General features: G+C 33.8%; 18 protein-coding genes. 5 read left to right on the forward strand and 13 right to left on the reverse strand.

The genetic code is table 11. The annotated features are described in order from the left end of the window. The first annotated feature begins 49 nt into the window (after nucleotides 1-49). Together CEY12_RS19450 and polA are read left to right on the forward strand one after the other, a co-directional pair. Nucleotides 50-295: a hypothetical protein gene (locus CEY12_RS19450; RefSeq protein WP_089029249.1), complete on the forward strand. Its 246-nt coding sequence runs from the start codon at nucleotides 50-52 to the stop codon at nucleotides 293-295. 125 nt (nucleotides 296-420) lie between these two features. Continuing rightward, nucleotides 421-3,246, forward strand: coding sequence for a DNA polymerase I (gene polA, locus CEY12_RS19455; RefSeq protein ID WP_089029250.1), 2,826 nt, complete (start codon nucleotides 421-423; stop codon nucleotides 3,244-3,246). An 86-nt stretch (nucleotides 3,247-3,332) separates the two neighbouring features. Here polA and CEY12_RS19460 read toward each other — a convergent pair whose 3' ends face one another. The 7 genes from CEY12_RS19460 to CEY12_RS19490 form a co-directional block, all read right to left on the reverse strand. Further along, entirely contained in the window at nucleotides 3,333-5,264 is a 1,932-nt protein-coding gene (locus CEY12_RS19460) for a hypothetical protein (protein WP_157676857.1), read from the reverse strand. A gap of 165 nt (nucleotides 5,265-5,429) precedes the next feature. Continuing rightward, nucleotides 5,430-5,846, reverse strand: a complete 417-nt coding sequence (locus tag CEY12_RS19465) for a hypothetical protein (protein ID WP_157676858.1) — start codon at nucleotides 5,844-5,846, stop codon at nucleotides 5,430-5,432. A 95-nt stretch (nucleotides 5,847-5,941) separates the two neighbouring features. Beyond that, entirely contained in the window at nucleotides 5,942-6,577 is a 636-nt protein-coding gene (locus CEY12_RS19470; protein WP_089029253.1) for a LysE family translocator, read from the reverse strand. 40 nt (nucleotides 6,578-6,617) lie between these two features. Then, a complete protein-coding gene (locus CEY12_RS19475) occupies nucleotides 6,618-7,436 on the reverse strand; it encodes a GLPGLI family protein (protein ID WP_089029254.1) in 819 nt (272 codons plus the stop codon). Between the two features lie 65 nt (nucleotides 7,437-7,501). After that, nucleotides 7,502-7,711 carry a bacteriocin-like protein gene (locus CEY12_RS19480; protein WP_089029255.1) on the reverse strand — a complete coding sequence of 70 codons (210 nt, stop codon included), beginning with the start codon at nucleotides 7,709-7,711 and terminating at the stop codon, nucleotides 7,502-7,504. Nucleotides 7,712-8,184: 473 nt separating this feature from the next. After that, a complete protein-coding gene (locus CEY12_RS19485) occupies nucleotides 8,185-8,544 on the reverse strand; it encodes a hypothetical protein (protein WP_172821054.1) in 360 nt (119 codons plus the stop codon). A gap of 14 nt (nucleotides 8,545-8,558) precedes the next feature. Continuing rightward, nucleotides 8,559-9,212, reverse strand: coding sequence for a suppressor of fused domain protein (locus tag CEY12_RS19490; RefSeq protein WP_228409735.1), 654 nt, complete (start codon nucleotides 9,210-9,212; stop codon nucleotides 8,559-8,561). Between the two features lie 149 nt (nucleotides 9,213-9,361). On the opposite strand from CEY12_RS19490, the gene CEY12_RS19495 reads away from it, so the two are divergent. From CEY12_RS19495 to CEY12_RS19505, 3 genes are all read left to right on the forward strand, one after another. Then, nucleotides 9,362-9,976 carry a TetR/AcrR family transcriptional regulator gene (locus CEY12_RS19495; RefSeq protein ID WP_089029256.1) on the forward strand — a complete coding sequence of 205 codons (615 nt, stop codon included), beginning with the start codon at nucleotides 9,362-9,364 and terminating at the stop codon, nucleotides 9,974-9,976. Nucleotides 9,977-10,070: 94 nt separating this feature from the next. Next, on the forward strand, nucleotides 10,071-11,339 hold the full coding sequence (locus tag CEY12_RS19500) for an MFS transporter (RefSeq protein ID WP_089029257.1): 1,269 nt from the start codon (nucleotides 10,071-10,073) through the stop codon (nucleotides 11,337-11,339). A gap of 10 nt (nucleotides 11,340-11,349) precedes the next feature. Continuing rightward, the gene (locus tag CEY12_RS19505; protein ID WP_089029258.1) at nucleotides 11,350-11,913 is read left to right on the forward strand and encodes a cysteine hydrolase family protein; all 564 of its coding nucleotides are present in this window, start codon (nucleotides 11,350-11,352) and stop codon (nucleotides 11,911-11,913) included. A gap of 97 nt (nucleotides 11,914-12,010) precedes the next feature. Here the strand turns inward: CEY12_RS19505 and CEY12_RS19510 are convergent, their stop codons facing one another. From CEY12_RS19510 to CEY12_RS19535, 6 genes are all read right to left on the reverse strand, one after another. Beyond that, entirely contained in the window at nucleotides 12,011-12,355 is a 345-nt protein-coding gene (locus CEY12_RS19510; protein ID WP_157676859.1) for a hypothetical protein, read from the reverse strand. A 19-nt stretch (nucleotides 12,356-12,374) separates the two neighbouring features. Continuing rightward, nucleotides 12,375-13,040, reverse strand: a complete 666-nt coding sequence (locus CEY12_RS19515; protein ID WP_089029260.1) for a hypothetical protein — start codon at nucleotides 13,038-13,040, stop codon at nucleotides 12,375-12,377. A 6-nt stretch (nucleotides 13,041-13,046) separates the two neighbouring features. Further along, the gene (locus tag CEY12_RS19520; protein WP_089029261.1) at nucleotides 13,047-13,604 is read right to left on the reverse strand and encodes a YdeI/OmpD-associated family protein; all 558 of its coding nucleotides are present in this window, start codon (nucleotides 13,602-13,604) and stop codon (nucleotides 13,047-13,049) included. A 10-nt stretch (nucleotides 13,605-13,614) separates the two neighbouring features. After that, nucleotides 13,615-14,148, reverse strand: a complete 534-nt coding sequence (locus tag CEY12_RS19525; RefSeq protein WP_157676860.1) for a hypothetical protein — start codon at nucleotides 14,146-14,148, stop codon at nucleotides 13,615-13,617. Between the two features lie 3 nt (nucleotides 14,149-14,151). Further along, a complete protein-coding gene (locus CEY12_RS19530; protein ID WP_089029940.1) occupies nucleotides 14,152-15,000 on the reverse strand; it encodes a hypothetical protein in 849 nt (282 codons plus the stop codon). 106 nt (nucleotides 15,001-15,106) lie between these two features. Continuing rightward, nucleotides 15,107-16,423: a DUF389 domain-containing protein gene (locus CEY12_RS19535; RefSeq protein ID WP_089029263.1), complete on the reverse strand. Its 1,317-nt coding sequence runs from the start codon at nucleotides 16,421-16,423 to the stop codon at nucleotides 15,107-15,109. Nucleotides 16,424-16,509 lie beyond the last annotated feature (86 nt).

Below are 16,509 nucleotides of genomic sequence, written 5' to 3' on the forward strand. Positions count from 1 at the left end.
TGATTCAGATGGGAATTTAGAACAGACCAATGAAAATAAAGGAAATGTAATGTATGGGATTTCTAAAGAGTATGATGAAAACGGAAATATTATGATAGCCAGTATTGTTTTTAATAATGAGTACCTGAAATCTGTGGAAGTTCTTGACGGGATAATTCAGGAAACGGCTTCTTATAAAGATAAATATGGAGAATCTCTGCCGGAATATATCAAAAAGCTATTAAAAATGTCCGATGAAGAAGTTTTTAATTACGAATTTAAAATCAATAATCCATATCTTAATTATGGTGAATAAGTAAAAAATACGAAAACCTCTCAGGAGTTTTTTTTTATTTTATGAAACTTTAAAATTAAAAATCTACCCATTAATTGTAGAACATAAATATTCCTATTTTCTTATATTTGTTCATTATAGAAAATATGGACGCAACTCAAGATAAAAGGTTATTTCTCATCGATGCTTATGCGATGATTTTCAGAGGATATTACGCATTGATCAGAAATCCAAGATTAACGAGTACAGGAATCGATACATCAGCTATTTTTGGTTTTACCAATTCTTTGATCGAATTGATCAGAAGAGAAAGACCTACCCATTTAGCGGTGGTTTTTGATGTGGGGCAAGCCAGTGTAAGAACGGATGATTTTGCCGACTATAAAGCTAACCGAAGTGAAACTCCCGAAGCAATCAAAATCGCAGTTCCTTATATTCATAGGATTTTAGAAGCAATGCATATTCCCTATTTGGGAGTGGAAGGATATGAAGCGGATGATGTAATTGGAACTATTGCCTGTAAAGCCGAAAAAGAGGGATATACTACTTTTATGGTAACACCGGATAAAGATTTTGCCCAGCTGGTTACAGATAAAATTAAAATGTATAAACCTGGCTTAAAAGGTGGAGATATTGAAATTCTTGGCGTAGAAGAAGTAAAAGCCAAATATGAAATTGAAGATCCTAAACAGGTGATCGATTTTCTTGCCATGATGGGGGATGCTGTAGATAATATTCCGGGATTGGACGGGGTTGGTGAAAAGACAGCCATGAAATTTCTCAAAGAATACGGAAGCATTGAAAACCTTCTAGCTAATACTCATCAGTTAAAAGGGAAATTAAAAGAAAAAATAGAAGCATCAGCAGAAAGAGGGATTTTATCTAAAAAACTGGCAACCATTATTTGTGATGCTCCAATTGAATTCCATCAGGAACAATATGACCTTGAAACTCCGGATTTTGAAAAAGTAAAGGAGGTTTTTGATGAGATAGAATTCAGAAGATTGTATGAAAACCTATACAGAGCCTTCGCACCTACAGAAACTGTTGTAGTTGCTGAGGTTGAAGTAGCTCAAACGTCAAAAGGAACCATTGTACAAGGGCAGGTTACCCAGCTTGATCTTTTTGCTACTTATGAAGAATTGGATCAGGCAACTTCTACAAAATCAACTATAGAACATAACGAACATTTATATCAATTCGTAGATAATCCAAAAGCTCAGAAAATACTTGTCAATAATTTATTACAGCAAAGAGTGGTTTGCTTTGATACAGAGACGACATCACTGAATGAGTTGGAAGCTGAATTGGTAGGAATGAGTTTCTCTTATAAAAAAGGTTTGGCTTATTATATTCCTTTATCGGAAGATAGAAATGAGGTTTTAAAAACATTGGAAATTTTCAGACCGTTTTTTGAAAAAGAAGATTTGCTGAAAGTAGCTCATAATTTAAAATTTGACTATAAAATTTTAAAGCAATATGATATCACGGTAAAAGGAGCGATGTTTGACACAATGATTGCTCATTATCTACTGAATCCGGATGGGCGACATGGAATGGATTATCTTTCAGAAGTCTATTTAAATTATAAACCTGTTTCAATTGAAACGATTATTGGGAAGAAAGGAAAGAACCAGGGAACCTTCAGAGATGCAGATGTAAGAACACAAACAGATTATGCTGCAGAAGATGCGGACGTGACTTTCCAGTTATATGAGCTGTTTGCTCCCCAATTAAAAAAGGAAAATTTAGAAGACCTGTTCTTTAAAATTGAAATGCCGTTGATGGAAGTTTTAGCCAAAATGGAATTGGCCGGAATTTCTCTTGATGAAAAATGGCTGGCTCAGGAAAGTATTGATCTTGAAAATGATTTAAGACAATTAGAATCCAAGATATTTGAGTTTTCTGGAGAAGAGTTCAATATGAATTCTCCAAAACAATTGGGTGAGATTTTATTTGAAAAAATGCAGCTTGATCCAAAAGCTAAAAAGACGAAGACCGGCCAGTACGCAACCTCTGAAGATGTATTACAGAAACTGTCTTCAAAGCACGAAATTATTAAACACATTCTTGAGTACAGAACCTATCAGAAATTAAAGTCAACTTATGTAGATGCATTACCATCACAGATTGACAGAGATGAGCGTGTACATACCAACTTTTCCCAGACCACTGCTGCAACAGGTCGTCTGGCAAGTGTGAATCCGAATTTACAGAATATTCCGATCAGAACTTTGAGGGGGCAACAGATTCGTGGAGCATTTGTTTCCGGAGATGGAAAGAAAATTATCTCTGCCGATTACTCACAGATCGAATTACGTCTCATCGCTGAAATTTCCGGTGAAGATAATATGATCAAAGCATTCCAGGATGGTGAAGATATTCACGCTTCTACGGCAGCTAAGCTCTTTAAAATTCCTTTGGAAGAAGTTTCAAAAACCCAGAGAAGTCAGGCTAAAACGGTGAACTTTGGGATTATTTATGGACAGGGTGCTTTTGCATTAGCTGAGCAAACCGGTTTATCCAGATCAGAGGCCAAGCAAATGATCGAAGCCTATTTTGAAAACTATCCGAAACTAAAAGAATATATGGCTGAGCAGGTGAAGAAAGCCCGCGAAATTGGCTATGTCGAGACCATTTTAGGAAGAAAAAGGCATTTGAAGGATATTAATTCCGGGAACTTTGTCGTAAGAGGTCACGCAGAAAGAAATGCTGTAAATGCTCCTGTGCAGGGAAGTGCTGCTGATGTCGTAAAAATGGCGATGATCAAAATTGATAAGCAACTGGATGAACAGAAACTTCAAACCAAGATGTTGTTACAGGTACATGACGAATTGGTATTTGAGTCTCCAATCGAAGAAATTGAGGTTGCTTCCAAATTAATCAAAACTGAAATGGAAAGTGCAATTGAAACGCAGGTTCCTTTATTAGTTGAAGTTGGAGTAGGAAACAACTGGCTGGAAGCACATTAAAAAAATACCTTGGTTTATACGATAAAAAAATGCTGAATAAAATTCAGCATTTTTTCTTTTACAGTCATTATTGCATTTTAAAATTATCAAGGCTGTGGCTTAAAGTAGCTGAACTGAATTGATCTGCTGTTCCAGAATATCAATGATTTTTTCTTTTCTCCATTTACTTTAAATTCAATGGGTTTGAAAGGAATTCTAAAATCATCAATACTATAGACACCATTTGTTTGTCCAAGAAGCAAAAGTTTTTGCTCTGGAGCCAGTTTAACCATATTTAAAAATTCACCGGCTGCTATTCCAATTTGACCCAGTGTCAGCAAAAGGCTAATTGGACACTGTACCTGAAACTTAGGATCTAAAAGAAGGCTATGGAGTGGGCTTGGATTAATGGAAGCTTTGTAGGAAACATGACCCGGTTTGATATGTAACAATAGGTTTTCCCCATCACGAGATGAGTTTATACTGATCTTCGAAACATTTTGGGGAATATTGATATCGATGTCACTTGTCGTTTTTTTGTCATAATTTGAAAAACAGAAGAAGATATATCCTAAATCCATAGGTTTTAATTCCAAATTAGATTGTAAAGTTGCATCAACCTGTCCTGAATAAGGCATTGTTATCTCTGAAAGATCCCGGTTAAAAGTAAGAGACTGAAGATTAATTAACGCTTTACCATTTCCAGATATTTCCCCTTTAAATTTCCCCAAAGCAAGGAAGTCTAAAGTTTCCCTCCAGACATTACAGGCTGCTACCTTTGCTTCATTTTCTACCTGGTGAGCAATACGGGCTGTCTCACGGGCTGCCTGCCATGCTAACCTTTCAGCTTCCACTCTCAATTTACAGGCTCTTCTTGTTGCCGCACACACAGGATCTTCGACACGAACCCTTCTGCAAAATGGGCAAACTCCAACCGTTATGGTATGCATGCAGTTCCAGTTGCAGCTTGCACCATTAAAATCGGGATATTTAAAATCTGTTCTTACTTTTTGACAATTGATATCACCCCTTTTCACTTCCAGTTTTTCATTAAATGCTGTCTCAGGAATAATGAAGTTCTGCTTTAAAGTAATTGGTTTAGAAAAAGCTTCGTTAAATATAGTAGAAACTTCTTCTTTGCTTATACTCGCTGTTACAGAGGGTTTTATATCAATAGGTTCAAAAACGGTCAGCCATAGATTTTCATACTTTTCATTAAATGCTTTGAACAATTTTGATAATTCGGCGTTGGTTCTTGGTTTAGCTGATGAGGCCAGGGCAGTATTTACAATTGTTGGTTTGTCTTTTATCAGCTCTGCCATTATTGAAATACCATCTGATTGTATTCTTACTGAAGATTTTTTCACAAATCGGGATAGGTTTAAAGGATCAGCAATAACTTCTGTATCCGGATTTTTAAACATTTCCTTAAGACTTAGTTGATAAGATTCGCCCCAGCCAATATCAATAACTGTTGGTTTTTTAAAGATCTGGCCGTTAATATTATCGATGTAGTTCTTAAGAATTGGAGCAATTAATTTTGCTAGTGCTTTTTGAGAGATTTTAGGATGTTTTAAAAATTTGATACTCTCAATTTTTAAAGAGGTTAATGCACTTCTCAAATAAAGAGTATCTGTTTGGGTTGAAATTGCCGTGACACCTTTAAAATTTCCTTTAGTTTCTATATCGTATTTTGGAAATCTAATTAAAAAATCAGCTTGAATAGAGATGCCTTGTCGGTCAAAGGACAGTATAGGCTCAACGTTTTGTACAATAATATTTTCATCATTTATTCCCTCTGTGGCCTTTTTTAACTCCCGAGGCAAATACTGCAAAATAATTTCTTTGTTTACATGCACACCAACATGTGGTTTGAAATCTGAGAGTTCAGAAAGATTCCTTTCTACTGAAGTATATTGTTGATCAATTGTAGAAATAGGAGGGAATTTCTCATTTAATGCTGTCTTTAAGGGTGTACAGCTGCATAAGAAGATCACGATGCAGAGTATGCCCAAGGCTTTTGTTAAATAATTTTTCATGGCTTTTATTTTTAGTTTGTTTTTACAAAATTTATCAATCGCAGGCTGATATTTATTGTCAAACAAAGTTGAAGCTATTGCCATTGAATTTCAATTACCCTTTTTCGCTATTTTAAAAAATAAAAAAGCCTTAAACATTGTTTAAGGCTTTTATCAATGATCAGGTTATCTTCTTCTCGATGGGCTACTTCTTGTATGGGGTCTTACATAAGTTCCATCCTTTCTGGTATATCCTTTTACACTTACTGTTCCTCCTGAAGTCGAACTGTTCGAATTGTAATTATATGTTGAGGAGCTTGTAGTTGTTTTAAGAGGAGTATAATTACCATAGGATGTATAAACTGGATTATAGGCCCAGCCAGAGTAATTTCCCCATTTTATTTTCCTATAATTCCTTTTGTTGATTTTAGATGAAACAAAAACTTGAGTGTCTTTTGGGATTAAAGTTACAATGTTACTGGAATCTGTTGAACTATACATTTTTGCATCTTCAGATAACAAAACTGTATAGTAATTTGTCGAGCATGACATCGTAGTAATACAGAGAAATACAAAGCTTAACAGGTTTAAAATACTTTTCATGATGAATTCTTTTTTAAGTATTTCAAATTTATGGAATGCAATTATTGATTAATTACGGTTTCCCATAACTATTGAAAAGTCTAAGAATTTTCTTACTACTTCGCTTTCGAAAGAACCATTTTCACAGCAAGAAAGACCAGGACACTTGTCATAAACCATTTTTGTACTTTTATCCACATAGGATTTTTAGCGAAAAAGGTAGCTACCTTTGCTGCGGTTAAAACAATGATGAAGTTGATTGTAAAGCTTGTAAAGGTCTGTATGACCCCTAGCTCTAAACTTTGAGTAAAAATAGATCCATATTCCGGTTTAATAAACTGAGGAAAAAAAGAGAGGTAGAAGACGGCAACTTTAGGATTGAGAACATTAGTTAAAAAGCCTACTGCAAATAATTTTCGGGGTCTATCTATAGAAATGTTTTTATCAACTTCAAAAATATTTTTACTATTCGGTTTTATAGCCTGATAAGCCAGATATAAAAGATATATTGTTCCTAATGTTTTGAGGACGATATAGGCATAAGGTACGGCAAACAGAACAGCAGTAAGTCCAAAAGAAACCATGACAATGTGGAATAAAAAACCACAGACCACACCTGCAAGTGAAGTTAATCCTGCTTTTCTTCCCTGCGTTATCGATCGTGAGATAAGATAAATCATATTTGGTCCGGGGCTTATCACCAATATAAATGCGGCTAAGAAGAAAAAGAAAAGATCGTGGATAGGAATCATAATTTTTCACAAAGATAAAGAATCAATAATTGTAATTTATTCATTGTTTTAATAAATCTAATTCTATAATATTATTATCCTTTTTCAAGCCCTCAAGTGCTTTTTTTTCAAATTCACGAAAAATTTCATTTCCGGAGTGAAAAACACCATTAGCATCTGTTTGGTCTGGGAAAGCTCCAACTGAGCCCGCCATCGGATTTTTTCTAAAATTTTCATAAATTTTCACATATTTTTGATAAGTGATTTTCACATCTTTATAATTATTTACGTTGGGATAATTAAAGTTTCCTTTTGTGGCTTTTATCCCCTTAAGTTCAAAAATGTGACTTTTGTTAAGATCCTCTATTTTAAGAATCAATCCTGGAAGTCCAAAAAATTTATATGGACCACTTTGTATCGGAATCTCTTTTGCAAACCACGCAATCCACTTTCTACCTCCAAACTCTGTGGTTGCTTTTTGTACATCATACCCCAAAATATTATTAAACTCCGCAAGTATATTCCATTTTAAATCTATATTCTGATTAACTGAATATCTATAAGGTTCAAGAGGTGTAATAAATTCAATTTTTTGAGTATTAAGATCTCTGACTACTCTATCTTTATTCATTTTTATATTAGAGGGCATGGAAAGGATTCCTTTCTTTGAATCTGCATTCAATGTTGAGTCTGATTTGTATTTTTCAAAACTGTAGAATTCTGATTTATTGTTGCTAATATTTAAAACCATTATTTCTTTCTCTAAACTTTTCGCGTTTGTTGAATCACGAACAAATTTGTATTCATAGAAAAATTGTTTGTTTTGACCAAAAGCATTAATTGAGATAAGAGTAAGAGTTATAATTCTAATTATATTCATTATATTTTTTTATTAAAAAAAGACTGTCATATAATTACTCAACAGTCTCAATAATTTTGGTTGTCTTAACAAGCTCGTAAAAAATATCCTGATGGACAATTGCTACCAGTACTACATCCACCACAAGTATAGAGATCACTACAACATTTATATGTATTTAGAGGTCCACCCTCTCCTGGTTCTTCACAACCTATAGCTCCTCTTGATTGTTCACATTTAGTACCACCAATAACATTTTTTAAATCCTTTCGATTTAATTTTTTAAGATTTTTCATAATAAGTATTTTAAAATTAAGGTGTAAATATATAAAATACTTTGGTCACTACTCAGGGAATTTTATTATGTTAATTATTGTGATGAATATCTTGACTTTTGATCTTAGCTTTTCCCTTGTATAATAATAGTATGATCGACCTTTCACATCAGGATAAGAAAAAGATAAAACTTTTCTATGTCTTCTTAAAAAATAACAGGGAGATGATATTTTTATCTTCCCAGATATTTTGTACTTGTTGGAGTTTATTTTTAATTCCCTTTATAGAGGTGTCTACTATTACTGTATAATCTTAGATTCATCTCGTTTTACCCTTTATTTATTTTATAAGGTGTTAAATCTTCTATATTTAAAATACTGTAACAGTTTTGGAGGAGTATCAGATCTTATAGTTATGGTTAATAGCTCTAAGACCTTTTTTTGCAATTGCCATTTTTATGGTTCTTGTTAGTTTGAATTTTCGATATGTTAGTTTATCCTTGGCTATCCTGATAAATTGCTTCATTTTCTCCAAACTTTATTAATTTATAAAGTTTCATAACGGCATATTTTAATTCATCCTGATTACAAAGATATTCTTCAATTTCACCATATTCCTTGTAACTTGAAATATTGAATCCTTCTTCAATATCATTATACCAGATTACCCTTTGTCCAACAATGGCAACTACCCAAAAACCATTTCCTTCATTTCCATATTCTTTTTCATTCCATTTTTGTGGCTTCACCCTCATAAGTTGCCAGAAATTCCACAAATCTCCCGTTAATTCAAACTGGATCTTGTTAAGCTCTGTATAAATTTCGGTTTCGGTAATTGGAGTCCATCTTTCCATTTTTTAAACTTTTATTAACCTTTAATTTTTTTCCTATTCACTTTATAGTTATCAAAACTAGGATGGTGCCAGAATTTTTCAAGACCAATATTATTATAAATTTCAATCTCGTCGGAGTACATTGGATAGAGACTGGCAATACTTACTTTATAATCTGTTCCAATGTCAATATAGAGATAATCTTCTTTATCGATTGTACTGGGGGCAAAGATAAAAAATGCATCCATTTCAGAATCAGGACTGATCTTTTCTTTAAAATTAATGACCTGGGCATAACTAAAAGGACAGTCACCACGAAGTTGATTGGCAATATATCCCATAGCTTGAGCCCAATCTAAATGTGATGAATTAACGGAAATGCAAAGTTCCGCTCGTCCTATTTTCCAGTCTGGATGTTCAACTAATGATAACCCATAAGTAAAGGCTGTAATACAACCTTTTTCTGGAATGTCTCTATAAACGATTGTTGTTATACCAGGAATTCCTTTTATTAAGCTTTCTTCCAGATACAACTCTGGTTCTTGTTGGAAGATTTGGTATAAGTGATTTAAATACTGATCGGCAGGTAAATGCTTCTGACCTGCTTTCTTTTTCATAAAATCAAATATTCCCATAGTCTTGCTGTTTTGCTTGTATTTGGTTTTAATTCTTAAAACGAATATACTCAATTATATCTTTTTAAATACAAGGATTTTATTCTTTCGTAGTCAATGGTTTTAATACTTTTCAAAAAAAAATGGAAAAAATAATTTTTCATTTCGACAAAATTTGTAAATTTGTCAAATATTTCTACGCAGGATTCTAATCATCAAAATAAATGAACCTACTACTTTCCCAGGAAGAGATTTTAAAAAGCCAGATTTTACAGACCGCACAGGATCTGTACCAACGTTATGGAATCAAAAAAGTAACGATGGATGATGTGGCTAAAGCAGTTGGAAAAACAAGAAGTGCTCTTTATTATTATTTCAAAAACAGGGATGAACTTTTTGAAGCAGTGATGATATCGCTAGTTGATGAGGTGAAAAATGAATTAGAAGAAATCATATACAAAGAGAAAAAACTAGAATCCCGGATTCAGGCGTTTTGTATTGCTAAGGTTAAAGGGTTTAATAAAACCAGAAATTTTATATCCGCCATTGAAGCCAGAATGGATAGTGAAGAACGATCCAAATATTCTGATATCATCTGGGAGATTCATCAAAGAATGATGCAGTCTGAAACAGCGCTGTTGAAAAGAGTGATCCGTGAGTCCAGCGAAAACGGTGAAATTGCTAAACCAGATTCTAAAAATATTGATACTTTATTATTTGTATTGTTGAGCAGTATTCGTGGTATTCGTCGTGAATCCGTAAGTGAGAACTACAAAGATCAATGGGAAGAAGGTGCAAAAATGTTAGCCAAAATGGTTGTGGAAAAAATTAAAGGATAAATTTTTTTAAATAAAATTTGACGTTTTGATGATTTTTGTCAAATAGGTAAATGAATTGTTTGATATATAAAATAGAACATAGTTGAAGTAAGGTATGATGAGTATAAGTAATGTAAGTACATTCAGGGCTTTTAAGAGTGATAATTTTAAATATTATTTTGCAGGCCGGTCAATATCTCAATTTGGAACATGGATGCAGCGAACGGCAATTGTATGGTTGGTCTATTCGCTGACCCATTCTTCATTTATGTTGGGAGTTACCGTATTTGCAGAACAGTTTCCATCATTTTTATTTTCATTTGTTGGTGGTGTCGCTGCAGACCGGTATAACAGGAGTACTATTATTCGTTGGACACAGATTGCGGCAGTAGTTCAAACATCTTTGCTGGCGATTCTGTTTCTGACTAATCATATTGTGGTGTGGCAAATTTTAAGCCTGAGTGTAGTGTTGGGAGTAATCAACGCATTTGATGTTCCTGCCAGACAGACCATGATTGGGCAAGTGGTGAGCGAAGAAGGTGATGTTCCAAGCGCGCTTTCATTAAGTGCAGCAATGTCAAGTGTAAGTAAAGTTCTGGGGCCCGCCGTAGCAGGATTTGTATTGGAACATTGGAATGTGGGATTTTGTTTTGTGCTGAATTCGATCGGTTTTATGGCCGTAATTGGATGCTTTGCCATGATGAAGCTTCCTCCTTATGAAAAAAGAGTAACAGATAAAAAAGTGGTTTCAGAATTTAAAGAGGGAGTTAGCTATCTGAAAAATGAGCCAAGAATTGGATTGGTTATTTTGATGTTATCGTTAATAGGATTGTTTGTTCTTCCTTATGATACTTTAATTCCTGAAGTTGCAAAAATGACCTTTAAGGGCGGTGCTGCAACCTTTGGATATATCTCCGGATTTATTGGACTTGGCGCCGTATCGGGAACGATTTTGCTCGCCTCGCTGAAAAGAAATGACAACCTTCGTTTTTATCTCATCATGAGTACAGTGATACTTGGAATTGGACTCATTTTTTTCTCACAAACCACTAATTTCTATTGGGCTATGTTATTTGTAGTTTTTACAGGATTTGGGAGTGTAATGCAATTTACCAGTTGTAATATCATTGTTCAGTCTGAAGCTGCTGCCCATATGAAAGGAAGAGCAATCAGTATTTTATTAACTGCTATTTTTGGAATGCTGCCTTTAGGTAGTCTGTTGACTGGGTTTGCGTCAGAACATATTGGAAGCAGCAATACACTTTTTATTCAGGGAATTCTCGCTATTCTGATAGCAATATGTTTTTACAGATTGTTTACTGCGTCTAAAAAGAAACAAGTCTCTTCCCTAAAAACGGAAGAGCTCACTAATACAACAATCTAATAGTAAAGAAATGCAACAATCAAAAAAAAGTGCTTTACTGGTAATGGATTTGCAAAATTCCATTGTACAGAATATTGAAGATCATTCAGGATTGGTTATTAAAATAGCTAAGGCTATTTCCCATGCAAGAGCAAATGGGATTCCTGTTATCTATGTAGTGGTCTCTTTCCGACCGGGAGCTCCTGAAATCAGTGAGCATAATAAAAGTTTTTCCAGATTTAATAACAAAGAAATGTGGACACCGGAATTTATTGCACAATGGGAAGAAATTCATCCTGACTTAAAGCCAGAACCTAATGAAGTTACTGTAACCAAACGCCGTTTCAGTGCTTTTACAGGAAGTGATCTTGAAGTAGTATTAAGAGGGCAGGGAATTCAACATCTGGTTCTTACGGGAATAAGCACTTCAGGAGTGGTACTTTCAACGCTTCGGGAGGCTGCTGATAAAGATTATCAGTTGACGGTAATTGAAGACTGCTGTGCTGACAGAGACCCTGAAGTTCATCAGGTTTTAGCTACGAAAGTATTTCCAATGCAGGCCGAAGTTATCAGCCTTGATAGCTGGATCAAGTAAAACTAAAACACCGGATTGCTAGGAGATAATCCGGTGTTTTTATATTTGATTTCCAATATTTACTTATCCATTTCGAAGAGTTTCTTTCTTTTATTGATCATGTAAATAAAAAATAGTAAGCCTCTAAAAGAATAAATCCGATTACAAAAAGTGCTATAGCCAGAATAATAGCAAAAAAATAAATCTTTCTGTTGTATAAATAATCTGCAGGAGCTTTAAAATCATCCGTAGTTTGAATTTCATTCTCTTTAAGGAGCTTATCAACGGCGTCTTCGTCATTTTTATTAAAATAAAACCTAATATAGCCAGAAGTCGTGTGCTGCATTTCAGAATCTATATAATATCCAATTCCTGCATCAATTAACTTAATTTCCAGTAGCAGATATTTCCTAAACGGAACATAAATTCGATATTGGTCACGATCAAAGATTGTTGGTTTCATTAATTTCAGGTTTTGGATGTTAATTAACAAGGCTGATAACTAAGAAAACTGTCAGTATAAAGCCAGTTAAAACCAAAATGAAGATTGCTAATTTTCTAATATCCTCAAGCGTTCGTCCATCCTTTAAAATGAATCTTCTGAAACCACTTGATATGAGTGTAAGAAGGGTAGAGATAAAAATCAATCCCAAAGCAGAACATACTCCCGGGCCGGGAAACGTCGGCGGAGAATCTTCATCTTTAAAGACAGGAAAGAAATCAAAAATAAAAAGAGCATTCCAGGCAACAATAAAAAAGATGGATGCAATTGGTTTTAGAGGAAATCCTCCTTGTGTCTGTCGTTCGATGATTTTGGAATCTCTTGGAATAGGGATCGCATTTTTATTGTCTAAAAATCCTGTATTTTTTATTTCATTAATAACAGTATCAGGGTTTTTAAGAGTCCAGAAAATCACATTCGAATTATAGTTTTCAACGTTATGATTGATTTTGATTCCCTGGCCAATTAGAGGTAAAGAAGTATAAGGTTGTATGGAAATAATATCCTGCGGTTGAAAAATGAGATTGCCGACAAGGGACGCATTGATCTTCAATGTATTTTCATCTACGTACAAATCAGCAAAAGGATACGTTGCATTAGCAAGTCCGATTCTTGCACCGCCTGTTAGTTTAAAAGTTTTTTCCATAGAAATTTACAATACTCGTTTTTCCAGTTCGCTTTCTCCAATAGTCTTCTCCAATCGTGATAACCGTGTTTTTTCCTGTTTAGCAGACATGATCCAATGCAGCATCACCTTTTTATAGGACGGGGCCTGATTAGTAAAGAAATCCCATGCTTTTTTATTGGCTTTAAATTGTTTCTCATAGGCAGGATCCAATTGAGCCAGTTTATTTTCATGAGAATAGATTGACGATTTTTCCTGTTTCCGTAATTCAAATGCTTTGAGGCCCGCAGGCTTCATTAATCCGGCTTTAGTAAGATCTTCCACTTTTTTTATGTTGATGGTACTCCAAATACTGGTAGGTTTCCTGGGGGTAAAACGATTGGAATAGCTGTCTTTATCTATTGATTTTCTAATCCCATCAATCCATCCAAAACATATAGCCTGATCTACAGATTCTGACCAGGTCATAGATGGTTTTTTGGTGCCTACTTTATAGAAGCCTATAATGACTTCTTTCTCTGTTTCATGGTTTTTCTCCAACCATTTTCTGAATTCCTGGGGAGTAGCGAAAAAGAGTGCTTCCATTTAGATTATTTTATGGATTAATTTGATATGTATTTTGTTTTGCTATTTCTAATTTTAGAATTTCAACAAATTTATCACCCTGACCATATGTAATTTTTACTTTTAATCCATTATGCAAAACATTACTATGATTACCACCAAAATGGTGAAATTCATATAAGCCATTATCAATATAATAAAAATGAAGAGAATCAATATCAAATGATTCTGAAGTTGATTCTCCATTTCTCGGATATGCAACTTTTCTTTTAAAGTTCGTAATTCGGCCTTCTATTTTTTTTACTTTATCAGAATTTAATAATTCGGTTAATCTTTTTTCTGTAGTATCTTCGAAAATAAATTTTAAATAAACATATGCAGGAAGTGATAATGCAATAAATAAACTTATTAAAATTAAAAGTAGTTTTTTATCAGGATTATTTTTTGACCTTAATACTAACATAAGTAATGCTACAGAAATAATTAGCATTATTAGGAAAATAGAGTAAGGTTTTATTGAATTACCGGGCGTATCGAGAATAGACCAATATGTATCGTACTCCATTGGTTAATTTTTTAAGGATGTTTTTAGTTCCTTGAATATCATTTTTCTGTAATGCTTTCTGGCTTTTCTCATAAGTTTGGCTGTAGAAACATTTTCATTGACCTGCATGCCATTAAAGTAAAATTTGGTTTTATTACGATCAATACTTCTCATCGCAAAATCAAGGTTCCGTAAAGTATCTTGATCAATAACTAATTGATTGATTTTATAAAAATAAATATTGTTTTTACGAAAATAGGGATTTCTTTCAAGTACTTTTTCGTTCATTGGAAAGATCGTATCGAAAACGATATTATTGTTTCTTAGTTTCCTGACGATTTCTTCCTGTGAATAATTTACTGTAATATTACACTTGAAACAATGTAAATTGCCTTTAGTCCGGGTATAATTGAAACTTGGCGGGGGAGATGTAGCCATCAATGTAAACAATGAAGGAATGAAAACAAAGAGTGGATGAAAATGCATAACTTTGATACTATTCCAATTTTCTACATTTTTAATGATATAATAAGGAATTGGTAAAAGTAGGAAAACCACCAAATCAGAATAGTCTATGACTCTTGTTATAGGAATCAACGCATATTGGTTGTACAAATTAATAAACCCTTCAGAATAGCTCGATTTCCAGAACAGAAATAATAAAGCACTTACCCATAGAGAGTGAACTTTAAGTTTTGGAAAGATGTAGGTTAATAATAAGGGCAGAATAATAATTCCAACAATGTCTGAAAGTTTACCTGTCAGAAAGTTTGAAAATTCATATTTAAAAAAATGATCATTCAGAAATAAAATGAACAGACAAACTACAAAAACATAATTGAGCAGAAGGTATTTATTCCTATTAACTTTCATCAGGTATCGCTTAATATTTAATTCCGAATGTACATAAATTATCAGAAAAACAAAAGCAGATGAAATTATCACCTGCTTTGCTTGTTGTAAAGTAAGATTAACCTGTTTAATTCTTTTTCTTAATAGGATCATCTCTTTTTGTATTGAATAAAATAATATTATTTGTTTTAAGCCTGTTGGCTAACCATGCTTTCAGTTTTTCTTCATCTATTTTAGTTTCAGATTGGTATACAAATGCAGTTTCCAAACTTGTTGAATCAGCCGTAAAATAATTCTGAAGTTTTCCAATCGCTACTTCCTGAACTTCAGGAAAGAGAATTTTGACTTCTTTTACCAATTCAGGATTATCCATTTTATAGAGGTTCAGCTCGTTTTTCAATTCATTGACCTGTAAATCCTTTTCGGTGATATTGTTTTTTTGAAGATTGATTTCACTTAAAATTTCTTTCTTGAGATCACTGGTGTTTTGCTTGATAACAAGGTGGGTGTTCGTTATTCCGAAATCAGGGAGTGAGGCATTGAATTTTTTTATTTCTGTACTGTCAAATTTAGTGGATAAAAAGACCAGCTCAATAGATTTAGGATTTGCATTGTAATCCACTTTTTTATAGATCACCGTATAACCTTTCTTTGAAAACTCTTCATTAACAAAATTTTCTACGTTTTGGTTGTATTTTTTTTGATTCAATAAATTATATGCTAAATAACAGCTGGGAACAATCATCACAATGATCAATATCGAAATTCCATATCGGATTCTCTTTTCAAAAGCTTTGTTAGTCGTCTCAACAGCCTGATATTTAAGAAACTTGATAATAAGAAATGTAGAGATACAAATGAAGAAACAGTTGATGGTATATAAATAAAATGCACCCGCTACAAATGACCAGTTACCCGTTGCGATACCAAAACCAGCGGTACATAATGGTGGCATTAAAGCAGTCGCAATAGCAACTCCGGGAATAGGGTTTCCTTTTTCAACCCGGGTAATGGATACCGCACCTACAATTCCACCGAAAAAGGCAATCAGGACATCATAGATATTAGGAGATGTTCTTGCCAGTAGCTCGGACTGGATGTCCTTGAAAGGGCTTAAATAAAAATATAAACTGGAAACGGTTAAACTGACCACCGTAGCGATCAGCAAATTTTTCATGGATTTTTTTAAAAGGCTGAAATTAAAAGTGGCTAATGCAAAACCTGCTCCTACAATAGGTCCCATGAGAGGGGAGATCAGCATGGCACCGATAATTACCGCCGTTGAGTTTACATTTAATCCTACTGAAGCAATAAGTATGGCGCATGAAAGAATCCAAAGGTTAGCTCCCCGGAAGGAAACATTACTGGTAACATTTTCAAGAACCAGAGCCGGGTTTTCTTCACCGGTATGCAGGTTTAAAAAGTCAGAAATCGTTTTTCTCATAAATGTGTGTTTAAAAAAGTAAAAACGACGGGATGAAAAAGTTTCAGCCCGTCGGGTCAAATATACATGTTTCGTATTAATTACAA

The sequence above is a fragment of the Chryseobacterium sp. T16E-39 genome, from assembly GCF_002216065.1.
Taxonomy (GTDB): domain Bacteria; phylum Bacteroidota; class Bacteroidia; order Flavobacteriales; family Weeksellaceae; genus Chryseobacterium.

What these genes read in the sequence shown, in the direction of transcription:
- CEY12_RS19450 (WP_089029249.1), top strand. Translation starts at nt 50, where the DNA reads ATGTATGGGATTTCTAAAGAGTATGATGAAAACGGAAATATTATGATA.
- polA (WP_089029250.1), top strand. Translation starts at nt 421, where the DNA reads ATGGACGCAACTCAAGATAAAAGGTTATTTCTCATCGATGCTTATGCG.
- CEY12_RS19460 (WP_157676857.1), bottom strand. Translation starts at nt 5,264, where the DNA reads ATGAAAAATTATTTAACAAAAGCCTTGGGCATACTCTGCATCGTGATC.
- CEY12_RS19465 (WP_157676858.1), bottom strand. Translation starts at nt 5,846, where the DNA reads ATGAAAAGTATTTTAAACCTGTTAAGCTTTGTATTTCTCTGTATTACT.
- CEY12_RS19470 (WP_089029253.1), bottom strand. Translation starts at nt 6,577, where the DNA reads ATGATTCCTATCCACGATCTTTTCTTTTTCTTCTTAGCCGCATTTATA.
- CEY12_RS19475 (WP_089029254.1), bottom strand. Translation starts at nt 7,436, where the DNA reads ATGAATATAATTAGAATTATAACTCTTACTCTTATCTCAATTAATGCT.
- CEY12_RS19480 (WP_089029255.1), bottom strand. Translation starts at nt 7,711, where the DNA reads ATGAAAAATCTTAAAAAATTAAATCGAAAGGATTTAAAAAATGTTATT.
- CEY12_RS19485 (WP_172821054.1), bottom strand. Translation starts at nt 8,544, where the DNA reads ATGGAAAGATGGACTCCAATTACCGAAACCGAAATTTATACAGAGCTT.
- CEY12_RS19495 (WP_089029256.1), top strand. Translation starts at nt 9,362, where the DNA reads ATGAACCTACTACTTTCCCAGGAAGAGATTTTAAAAAGCCAGATTTTA.
- CEY12_RS19500 (WP_089029257.1), top strand. Translation starts at nt 10,071, where the DNA reads ATGATGAGTATAAGTAATGTAAGTACATTCAGGGCTTTTAAGAGTGAT.
- CEY12_RS19505 (WP_089029258.1), top strand. Translation starts at nt 11,350, where the DNA reads ATGCAACAATCAAAAAAAAGTGCTTTACTGGTAATGGATTTGCAAAAT.
- CEY12_RS19510 (WP_157676859.1), bottom strand. Translation starts at nt 12,355, where the DNA reads ATGAAACCAACAATCTTTGATCGTGACCAATATCGAATTTATGTTCCG.
- CEY12_RS19515 (WP_089029260.1), bottom strand. Translation starts at nt 13,040, where the DNA reads ATGGAAAAAACTTTTAAACTAACAGGCGGTGCAAGAATCGGACTTGCT.
- CEY12_RS19520 (WP_089029261.1), bottom strand. Translation starts at nt 13,604, where the DNA reads ATGGAAGCACTCTTTTTCGCTACTCCCCAGGAATTCAGAAAATGGTTG.
- CEY12_RS19525 (WP_157676860.1), bottom strand. Translation starts at nt 14,148, where the DNA reads ATGGAGTACGATACATATTGGTCTATTCTCGATACGCCCGGTAATTCA.
- CEY12_RS19530 (WP_089029940.1), bottom strand. Translation starts at nt 15,000, where the DNA reads ATGAAAGTTAATAGGAATAAATACCTTCTGCTCAATTATGTTTTTGTA.
- CEY12_RS19535 (WP_089029263.1), bottom strand. Translation starts at nt 16,423, where the DNA reads ATGAGAAAAACGATTTCTGACTTTTTAAACCTGCATACCGGTGAAGAA.